9 protein-coding genes (1 of these 9 cut by a window edge) are annotated in these 9,418 nt (G+C 69.7%); 5 read left to right on the plus strand and 4 right to left on the minus strand.

All coding sequences use genetic code 11. The annotated features are described in order from the left end of the window. Nucleotides 1-113: 113 nt before the first annotated feature. Nucleotides 114-1,127, minus strand: a complete 1,014-nt coding sequence (locus tag D474_RS0105560) for an LLM class flavin-dependent oxidoreductase (protein WP_017612607.1) — start codon at nt 1,125-1,127, stop codon at nt 114-116. A 139-nt stretch (nt 1,128-1,266) separates the two neighbouring features. Between D474_RS0105560 and D474_RS0105565 the strand changes: the two genes are divergently transcribed. Beyond that, the gene (locus D474_RS0105565; protein ID WP_017612608.1) at nt 1,267-1,617 is read left to right on the plus strand and encodes an ArsR/SmtB family transcription factor; all 351 of its coding nucleotides are present in this window, start codon (nt 1,267-1,269) and stop codon (nt 1,615-1,617) included. 154 nt (nt 1,618-1,771) lie between these two features. Continuing rightward, nucleotides 1,772-2,653, plus strand: coding sequence for a hypothetical protein (locus D474_RS0105570; protein WP_026118198.1), 882 nt, complete (start codon nt 1,772-1,774; stop codon nt 2,651-2,653). A 79-nt stretch (nt 2,654-2,732) separates the two neighbouring features. Here the strand turns inward: D474_RS0105570 and D474_RS0105575 are convergent, their stop codons facing one another. Next, nucleotides 2,733-3,395 carry a histidine phosphatase family protein gene (locus tag D474_RS0105575; protein ID WP_017612610.1) on the minus strand — a complete coding sequence of 221 codons (663 nt, stop codon included), beginning with the start codon at nt 3,393-3,395 and terminating at the stop codon, nt 2,733-2,735. A gap of 414 nt (nt 3,396-3,809) precedes the next feature. Here D474_RS0105575 and D474_RS0105580 point away from each other — a divergent pair, with 414 nt between their 5' ends. Then, nucleotides 3,810-4,559, plus strand: a complete 750-nt coding sequence (locus D474_RS0105580; protein WP_017612611.1) for an SDR family oxidoreductase — start codon at nt 3,810-3,812, stop codon at nt 4,557-4,559. Between the two features lie 75 nt (nt 4,560-4,634). After that, entirely contained in the window at nt 4,635-5,510 is an 876-nt protein-coding gene (locus D474_RS0105585) for a LysR family transcriptional regulator (protein WP_017612612.1), read from the plus strand. Between the two features lie 272 nt (nt 5,511-5,782). Here D474_RS0105585 and D474_RS0105590 read toward each other — a convergent pair whose 3' ends face one another. Next, on the minus strand, nt 5,783-6,004 hold the full coding sequence (locus D474_RS0105590) for a DUF397 domain-containing protein (RefSeq protein ID WP_017612613.1): 222 nt from the start codon (nt 6,002-6,004) through the stop codon (nt 5,783-5,785). After that, complete coding sequence (locus D474_RS0105595; protein WP_275040767.1) at nt 6,001-6,861, minus strand: helix-turn-helix domain-containing protein; 861 nt, start codon at nt 6,859-6,861, stop codon at nt 6,001-6,003. The genes D474_RS0105590 and D474_RS0105595 overlap by 4 nt, the downstream gene beginning before the upstream one ends. 1,871 nt (nt 6,862-8,732) lie before the next feature. Here D474_RS0105595 and D474_RS27765 point away from each other — a divergent pair. Continuing rightward, nucleotides 8,733-9,418, plus strand: the 5' portion of a protein-coding gene (locus D474_RS27765) for a protein kinase domain-containing protein (RefSeq protein WP_449289343.1). It continues 112 nt past the right edge of the window; 686 of the gene's 798 nt are visible here — the first part of the coding sequence; its start codon is at nt 8,733-8,735; the stop codon falls past the right edge of the window.

Raw genomic sequence — 9,418 nt, forward strand, 5'->3', positions numbered from 1 at the left:
CTCCCCGACACTCACCATGATCCCCAGTAGATCTTGCTACCAGAGCAAGGTTCAGCGCCGATATTGGCTCTGGTAGCAAGATCCCCGACGCCGTCAGGGGTGCCAAGGGATGGTCAGGCGTTGAGCCCCTCGAGCTCGAAGATCTCCGCGAGCCCCTGGTAGGAGTTCAACCGCGCCTGCGGGTCGTAGATCATCGTCGAGATCATGAGCTCGTCCACGCCCGTGCGCGCGACGAAGTCCTCGATCTGCGGCTTCACGGTCTCCTTCGACCCCACGAACGAGTACCGCAGCATCGAGTCCAGCTGCTCCTTCTCACCCGGACGCCACTTGGTGTCCAGGCTCGACGGTTCCACCGGCGGCGCCAGCAGGCCGCGGGCGCCGCGCAGGGTTCCGAGGAAGGCCGTCTGCATCGTGGTGAACAGCTTGCGGGCCTCGGCGTCGGTGTCGGCGACGAACACGTTCACACCCGCCATGGAGTAGGGCTTCGGCGCCTGCTCCGAGGGCTGGAACGTCGCGTTGTAGACCCGCAGCGCCTCGTGCAGCGCCTGCGGGGCGAAGTGCGAGGCGAACGCGTACGGCAGCCCGAGCTGGGCGGCCAACTGCGCGCCGAACAGGCTCGAACCCAGGATCCACAGCGGCACCCGCAGGCCCTCGCCCGGGACCGCGCGCACCGGCTGGCCGGGGACGGAGGGCTCGAAGTAGGCCTGCAGCTCCTGCACGTCGGACGGGAAGCTGGCCGAGGCGCTCTGGTCACGGCGCAGTGCCCGCATCGTGCGCGGGTCGGTGCCCGGCGCGCGGCCCAGGCCGAGGTCGACACGTCCCGGGTAGAGGGACTCCAGGGTTCCGAACTGCTCGGCGACCACGAGCGGGGCGTGGTTGGGCAGCATGATCCCGCCCGACCCGATGCGGATCGTGGACGTGCCCTCGGCGACGAACCCGAGCGCGACCGACGTGGCGGCGGTGGAGATGGCGCTCATGTTGTGGTGCTCGGAGAACCAGAAGCGCTTGTAACCCCAGCGCTCCAGGTTCTGCGCCAGGTCCCGGGCCGAGCGCAGGCTCTGGCCGGGCGTGGAGCCTTCGGAGACGGAGGCGTGTTCGAGCACGGACAGTGCGACATCGGACGGCATGTGGAGGCCCCTCCCGGACGGTGAAGTTCGATGTTCGACGAACATCGAACTACGACGGTACACTCGGGCCTCTGCACACACAAACGCCACGTCGGGTGCCCGCTGCCACACGGCAGGCGCCGTGAGGAGGAGGTCCGGGTTGGCCCCCAAGGCACACCGTCACCCCGACATCGACGACGTGGAACTGGTCACCGTGCTGTCCGCGTTGGCCGAGCCGACCCGGCTGCGGATCGTGCACATGCTGGCCGTGCACGGGTGCAGTCGCGAAGGCGCTCACGGCGGGCTCCTCGAGGGCGAGCGCGCGTGGAAGGACCTGGACCTGCCCATCGCGCAGTCCACGCTCAGCCACCACCTGCGGATCCTGCGCGAGGCCGGGCTGCTGCGCAACCGCACCGAGGGCACGCGCTGCTTCGTCTCCCTGCGCACCGACGAGCTCGATGAGCGCTTCCCCGGGCTGCTGCGCACGGTGCTGACCTGCAACGACCGCTGACTCGGGGTTCCTGCTGCGGTCGCGGGCGTAGTGTCCTTCGGCGTTCTCACGACAACCGTCGGTGCCCGGTGTCAAACTCTCCGTTATGGGTGTGGGTGTACTCGACGCTCACCCCTGTTCCCTGACACACAACCCTTCGACGGAGAGGGGCCCTGTGCCTTCACGCTCACACGAGATCCCCCTGCGCGTAGTGCAGAACCAGCCTGCTCTGGCCGCGTCCCTGCTCAGAGATGCCCTGGGGTACGAGGTACCCGACCACGACGAGGCGCTCAACACCCCACCGGCCCTGACCAACTGCGACCCCAAGGAGTGGAACGCCGACGGAGCCGTCGTCCTGCGAAAGGAAGGCAAAGCCGTCCTGGCCGTGGTGATCGAACGCCAGAACGGCCACGACAACGACAAACGCTTCAGCCGGCCCGCGTACCTCGCGACCCTGTACGGGCGTCTCGAATGTCCCGCGGTTCTCATCGTCCTGTGTCCGCACCAGATGGTGGACTGGTGCGGCGCACCCATCGAGGTCGGTCACCCGGGCTTCACGCTGACGCCCCTGGTGATCGGGCCGGAGCAGACACCAGTGGTGTCCGACCCCAGGCGTGCCCGAGAACTGCCGGAACTGGCCGTGCTTTCCGCGCACGCGCACGGCGACCGGGTTCCGGCCACGCTGGAGACAGTCCTGGAGGCGCTCGACTCCACTGCGCCCCGCAACCGACCGTTCTACTATGACTACGTGTTGGCCGGCCTCAACGAGGCGGCACGCAAGGAGCTGGAGGGCCTGATGTCTGTGGACACCTACGAGTGGCAGAGCGATTTCGCCCGGAAGTACGTAGGACTCGGCCGTGAGGAAGGCCGAGAGGAAGGTCGTGAAGAGGGCCGTGAGGCGGCGGCCGACATCATCCTGATGGTTCTGGGCCAGCGGGGTTTGGTGCCCACGGTTGAGCAGGAGGAGAGGATCCGCTCGTGCGCAGACCTCGAGGTCCTGCGTGATTGGGGCAAACGATCTGTCCAGGTCGAGACGGTCGACGGCCTCTTCGAGTGACCCTCACCCCCGACACGTGACGTCACCGGCGGGCACCGGGCGGGGCCGGTGCCCGTTCCGTGCGCTCAGGTCCCGGGTCTCAGGCCTCGACCGCGTCGCCCGTGGGGTCGTCCTTGACCGGCATGGTCAGGTGCGCGCCGCCGAGCGGGCGGCTGCTCCAGTCCACCAGGTGCCACCCCGAGTCCGGGTCGCCCTCGATCGCGACCAGGCCCGTGTTGGCCAGCGGGGTGCGCTCGATCATCTCCAGGTCGGCGCCGCGCACCCGGGCACTGGCCCACGACCGGATCGCCGCTCCGTGCGAGACCACCGCGACGTCGTCCCACCCGCGCGAGGCGACCTCGGCCAAGGACCGGTCGAAACGGCCCAGGAACGAATGCCCGTCCGGACCGCCCGGAACCCGGCGCTCCAGATCCCCGCGCGCCCACGCGAACACCGTCGCCAGGTAAGCGTGGTGGGCTTCCCGGTCCGAGGACATCTCCAGGTCACCGGCCTCGACCTCGCGGAACCCCTCCAGCACCATCGGGTCCAGACCGGAACTCCGCGCCAAGGGAGCGGCCGTGAGGCGGGTGCGTTCCAGGTTCGAGACCACGAGGGCGTCCACGGGCCTGTTTGCGAAAGCGCCGGGCAGCGCCGCCGCCTGCCGTTCGCCCAAGGTGGTCAGTGCGGGGCCGGGCGGGCCGGTGTCCAGCAGGCCGGCCACGTTCGAGGGTGTCTGTCCGTGTCGGAGGAGGAAAACGCGCATACCACCAGGCTCTCGCATCATGCCGACCGGCAGGTGAACGGCGGCCCGAGTGTGAGGCGGCTCGCGCCGGAGGGGCGGCGCTGGGGTCCACACCGTGACCACGTGGACATCATCAACAACGATCGCGTCCACATAGGCGGCGATGTCCCCAGGGTCGCTCGTGAAAACCACGGCACTGCGGTGTTTCGCGGCGGTCCATGCGACGAGAGCGTCCACCGCGTCCGGGCGCGGTTATTACGCCATGTCCGGCCTGCGCGTCGTGCCAGGTGTCCCAGGCATGATCCACGGGGTTTGTGGGCCCACCAGGAATGAGTGTTTCCCCCGAGCGCAGCCCCAGGTCTAACGTCGGCAGCAGTGAGGGAAAAGCCCTGCTGAACTGCGCTGATATCCATATCAGGGGACAGGAGTACGACCATGGCCGAGCACACCCTGCAGAACAAGGTCGCCGTCGTCGGAGGCGGCGAGAAGAACCTCGGCGGGCTGCTCTCGACCGAGTTCGCCCGGGCCGGCGCCCAGATCGTGGTGCACTACCACAACGACCGGGAAGCGGCCGAAGAGACGGTCCGGGCGGTGAAGGAGGAGGGCTCGCAAGCGGTCGCCGTCCAGGGCGACCTCACCGAGGTGCCCCAGGTCCGGCGGTTGTTCGACGAGGCGGTCGACACCTTCGGCGGGGTCGACGTCGCGGTGAACACGACCGGGATGGTGCTGCGCAAGCCGATCCTCGAAACCACCGAGGCCGAGTACGACCAGATGTTCGGCATCAACGCCAAGGCGGCCTACTTCTTCCTGCAGGAGGCCGGACGCAGGCTCAACGACCACGGCAAGATCGTCAGCCTGGGAACGTCCCTGCAGGCGGCGTTCACCGACGGCTACTCCACCTACGCCGGCGGCAAGGCCCCGCTGGAACACTTCACCCGCGCAGCCGCCAAGGAGTTCGCCGACCGCGGCATCTCGGTCAACACCGTGGCGCCCGGCCCCATGGACACCCCGTTCTTCTACCCGCAGGAGACGCCCGAACGGGTGCAGTTCCACCAGTCCCAGGGGTTGGGGGGACAGCTGACGCAGGTCGAGGACATCGTCCCGATCATCAAGCACCTGTGCACGGACGGCTGGTGGTTCACCGGTCAGACCCTGTTCCCCAACGGCGGGTACACGACCCGGTGAGTGCAGGGCCGGCCGGCGGCAGCCGGGCGCGAAGGTCCGTGTGAGGGCACGGCATGACGACATGAAGGGCAGGCCATGGGGCTCGACCTCAACAAACTGGAGCACCTCATCGCCGTCGCCGAAGAGGGCAGCTTCACCCGGGCCGCTTCGCGCCTGCACCTGACCCAGCAAGCGCTCTCGACCTCGATCCGCACGCTCGAACGCGAGGTGGGCGTGCAGTTGCTCGACCGCGGCAGCACAGGACTCACGGTGCTGCCCGCGGGCCGGGCCCTCATCGAGGACGCCCGGGTGCTGCGGGGGATGGCCCACCTGGCGGTCCGGCGAGCACGCCACATCGGCCGTGAGGAGTCCGAAGCCCTGCGCATCGGCCACACACCGGCCGTGACCGCCGACGAGATCAGCGTGCTGCTCGCCCGTGCCCGCCGGGCCCATCCCGACCTGGCCCCGCAGGTCAACCAGCGCTATCCGGACGAACTCGCGGAGCAGTTGCTGGCCGGCGACCTCGACGTGGGCCTGTGTCGAGCCATGCAGCCTCCCCGCGGTCTCACGCGCACGCTCCTCACCCGGCACCGGCTCCGGGTGGCCGTGGCAACCGACCACCACCTCGCCCACCACGGCACTGTCTCGCTCACCGACCTCTCGGACGAGAACATCATGGTCTGGGGGCGGCCCGGCCGTTCCGACTACACCGACCTGCTCATCCGGTACTGCCGCGATGCGGGATTCGAACCCCGTGTCGAGCGCAACCCGGTCCAGGGAACCCCGCCGGTGACGGCGGTGCTCGACACGGGCCTGGTCGCCTTCGTCACCTCGCCCCCGGGCCCTGCCGCGGACGGGGCCGTGCGGGTGCTCGAACTGGAACCCCCGCTCTTCGTGCCGCTGCACGCGCTCTGGCACGGGCACAGCAGTTCCGATGCTCGAGAGGCGTTCGTCTCGACGTTCACCGAGTGACACCGGATGTTCATGTCGGGGCGAAGGTGGGGCCGTGTCGGGTCCCGGGGCGGCGCCGGGGGTTCGAAAACGGCCCGGACATGACAGTGCCGGAGGCCGTCGTGCGGCCTCCGGCAGGTTCGAGGGAGTTCTTGCAGTTGTCGGGGGTGCGCGCCCTGCGGTGTGTGACCGGGGAGCCACGGGGGCCGCCGCGGGGCGTGGATGTGCGTTGTCGAGGTTCTGCCCTGGGGGTGAGAGGGGGTTTTCCGGGCTTCCGGGGCTTCTGGGGGCTTCTACTCGGGGGCGCGCAGGCCGGCCAGGAGGGCGCTCCATTCGGGGCCGGGGAACGACAGGTGGCCCTCGTGCGGGTGTTGCGAGTCACGGACCCCGATCCCCACGCCGGGTCTGGGAACCTGTTCCCGCCGGGGCGGGCCCGGGTCGCCCAGACGCTTGGCCTCCACACAGTTCTGCCCGGCACCGCTCAGGCTCGACTTGCGGAATTCGGGCGTTATCACGATTTGTCCCCCAGGAATTCGATGGCTCTCTCCAGAAACTCGATGGATTGGTTCGCGGTCAGACTCGCGCTGTGCGCCTCACGCCACATCGAGTCCATCCGGCGCATGTCGTCGCGTTCCTCGACGAAGACCAGCGAGGTCGGCGTCTCGGAGAAGCCGATGCTCGGGTCGGTGGGCTCGGGGAAGTCCATGAGCTGGAAACTCCCCAAGGTCGCCCCGTGCATCCCCGCCTCGAACGGCAACACGTGGATGTTCACCCTGGGGCGCCTGGCCATCTCGACCAAGTGCAGAAGCTGGTCGCACATCACCTCGGGGGAACCGGCGATGCGCCGCAGAGCCGACTCGTCCAGGACGGCCGCGTACTCCGGCGGATGCTCCCGCTCCAGGATCGCCTGGCGTTCGCGCCGTCCGTCCATGTGGCGGGCGATCTTGTCCTCGGTGAAGGCGCTCGTGCCGGTGAAGACCGCCCGCGTGTACTCGGAGGTCTGCAGCAGGCCCGGTACGACCTGGGACTCGTAGACCCGGATGAAGGACGACTCGACCTCGAAGGAGGGCAGGTCGCCACGGCCGTAGAGATCCTTGTACTGCGCCCACCAGCCGCGCTCGGCCGAGTCCTTGGACAGCTGCTGCACGGTCGCCCAGGTGTCGGCGTCGAAGTCGTACAGGCCGGCCAGCGCGTCGAGTTGGTCGCCTCGGATGCGCTTGAGTTCCGCGGTCTCGAGTTTGCCGAGTGTGGCCCTGGGGACACCCGTCTCCTTCGACACCGTTTCCAATGTTTTCCCGGATTCCTCACGAAGGTCGCGGAAGATGCGCGCCAGGCGGCGGCGACGGATCGTGGGGCTGAACGAGGGTTTCATGTCAGCAACCTAGCAACGTTCAATCAGAGATTCTCGTGAGATGTATTTTTTGGTGACCGCCATGTCACTTCTGCGAAGTTCGATGCGGTGTGCAAGGCGTTCGCCGGGCGTGGCCCGCCGTCCGGTACCGCGGTCGGGTTCGGTCGTACGGTCCTGGCCCGGGCGCTCTGGTTCAGTGTTGGAATACACGCGACTTCTCGGGCGAGCGGAAACGCATCGCCCCGATCTCCTCCCTGGAACGGGGGCTTTCGTTCGTTCTCCCCATGCACCGGCACCGGTGGGCGAGCGCCCTCCCCTGGCGCGTCCCGACCGGGCGGAGAGCACCGGGGCCGACGGCCCCCGTAGTGACGTCGGCCCCGGTGCTCGGAGCAGGCCGGGAACCCCTCTGCAACTCTTCCCGGCGCTGCCGACGGGCCGAGGCGCCGCGGAACTCCACGGCGCACACCGGCCCGGCGGGGCACGGCCCCGATGCTCCCCCAAGCACCGGGGCCACCCCTGGGTAAGGCCGTCACACCAGGACGAACCGACCGTGGCGGCCCGTCCGTCCCGTGTCCGGAGAACGTGCGAGGAACCGCTGCGTGCGGACACGGAGGTCTCCCTCGAGAACCCGGGAGGACGGGCGTCCGTTCCCGTCGTCCCCGGATCCGCCGTGTTCCGCTGCGGCACCACTTCTTCCCCGGCCCCGAGTGACGGCCTGGGTCATGGCCTCCCCATGGCGACTTTCGCCGCCCTGACCATTGTGGAGGGGGCCTCTTTCCCGCTTCGGCGCGACGCATCACGCCTTTAGTCCCCCGACATCAGCGGGAAAGAGGTCCCTTCCTCCGGGAACCCTGCCCCCCGTTCGAGAGGGGGTGTCGGCTTCCCGGCGCTCATATGTCTATCACACAGGAATTCGGTCTTCGAGCCCGTTCGGAAAACGTCCGATCGGGGGTCTGGACGTCGGATGCAATGGCAGTATTCCGGCACCATCGGCGTCTGGTGGCGCACCATGATCTGCCGGAACTCAGTCAATGCTAGCTCCGGCGGCGGGCGGGTGTGGAGCGTTTCTCAAAATCACCTCGACGTCGCTGTGACTCGCCCGTTTTCGAGGGTGATGTCTGCCCGTTCGTGTGGATTTGCGCCCGGCTCTCTGTATGCGGTGCCGCCGGGCTCGGTACGATCGCTGTGCCCCGGTCTTCCAGCCCGGCCGGGGCCGCCCCCGTACTCCCTGATGCTGGAGGCACCGCAAGTGGTCGATGTCGGTTCCGTCATGGGTGGCTACACCCTGGTGCGCGAGCTCGGTACAGGCGGGCTCGGGACGGTCTTCCTCGGCGAAGACCCCCACGGTGGTCTGGGCGCGGTCAAGGCTATGCACGCCAGGGACGCGGACTTCTCCTCGAGGAGGCGGAGGAACGGCTTCCTGAGGTGGCGGCGCCCGGGTCCCCGTACATGTCGGAGGGCCCCGCGCGCTGACGGGCACCGGCCGGGCCCGAGACCGGCCGCGCGGCAGGCGGTCCCGGTGTGGTCGCGGGTGTGCGGCCCGGGAACACGAAGCGGGCGCGAAGTGAGCAATACGTATCCGTCCATGAGGTTTGCGCGGGCCCAGGATCGGTACGTTCGCACACGCACTCCGGCACACCGACGCGCGGAAGAAGCCGACCCCCATGGCCCCTCCTGCCATACCCGCCCACCTCCGCATCGGTCCCCTCGAGCCCTCCGACCCCGCAAGAGTCGGCGGCCACCGGCTGGTCGGCCGCCTCGGCTCCGGGGCGATGGGCACCGTGTACGCGGCGCTGGCGCCGGACGGTTCGCGCCGCGCCCTCGAACTCGCCCACCGCGAGTGGGACCCGGCAGCGCAGGAACCACCGGTGCCCGACCCGGGCGCGCACCTGATGGGGGCGCGGGCGAGCGGTCGGTACGGGGGACGTCCGTGGGCCGCGCTCGAGCACGTTCCAGGGTCCGACCTGGCCACGTGGGTGGCGGAGCGCGGGGCGTTACCGGACGGAGCGCTGCTGTGCCTGGCCGCGGGGGTCGCCGACGCGCTGGCGCGGGTGCACGCCGTGGGCACGGTGCACGGCGACGTCGAACCGCGCACCGTGCTCATCACGCCCGGCGGTCCGCGGGTCAGGGACTTCGGGGTGGCCCGCCGCATCGACGACTCCGCACCCGCGCGGGTGGCGGGGGCGCCCGGGTGGTTGGCGCCCGAGCGGTATGCGGGGGCGCCGCCCGAGCCGGCCTCGGACGTGTTCGCTTGGGCGTGTGTGGTGGTGCTGGCGGCCACGGGGGTCGAGCCGTTCGGGGGTGAGGGGAGCCTCGCCGAGCTGGAGGAACGCGCCCGCCTGAACCGGGTGGAACTGTCCGGTGTGCCCGTCCCGTTGCGGCCGGTGCTGCGGCGGGCACTGTCGGTGGACCCGGGGGAGCGGCCGACGGCGCGGTCGGCCGCCCAGGTGTGCCTGCGGGCGCTGGAGCGGGGCGCGGCGGGCGTGGGGGAGCCGAGGGAACCGGGGGAACCGAGGGAGAGGCGCGGGGGGTTTCCGGCATCCGCGGAAGCCGATGGGACCGCACGGAGAGGCGGGGG

It is taken from the genome of Nocardiopsis salina YIM 90010 (assembly GCF_000341025.1).
GTDB classification, from domain to species: domain Bacteria; phylum Actinomycetota; class Actinomycetes; order Streptosporangiales; family Streptosporangiaceae; genus Nocardiopsis; species Nocardiopsis salina.

Excerpts from the sequence above, each read along its gene's own strand:
- D474_RS0105580 (WP_017612611.1), top strand. The coding sequence starts at position 3,810 with ATGGCCGAGCACACCCTGCAGAACAAGGTCGCCGTCGTCGGAGGCGGC.
- D474_RS0105575 (WP_017612610.1), bottom strand. The coding sequence starts at position 3,395 with ATGCGCGTTTTCCTCCTCCGACACGGACAGACACCCTCGAACGTGGCC.
- D474_RS0105595 (WP_275040767.1), bottom strand. The coding sequence starts at position 6,861 with ATGAAACCCTCGTTCAGCCCCACGATCCGTCGCCGCCGCCTGGCGCGC.
- D474_RS0105560 (WP_017612607.1), bottom strand. The coding sequence starts at position 1,127 with ATGCCGTCCGATGTCGCACTGTCCGTGCTCGAACACGCCTCCGTCTCC.
- D474_RS0105585 (WP_017612612.1), top strand. The coding sequence starts at position 4,635 with ATGGGGCTCGACCTCAACAAACTGGAGCACCTCATCGCCGTCGCCGAA.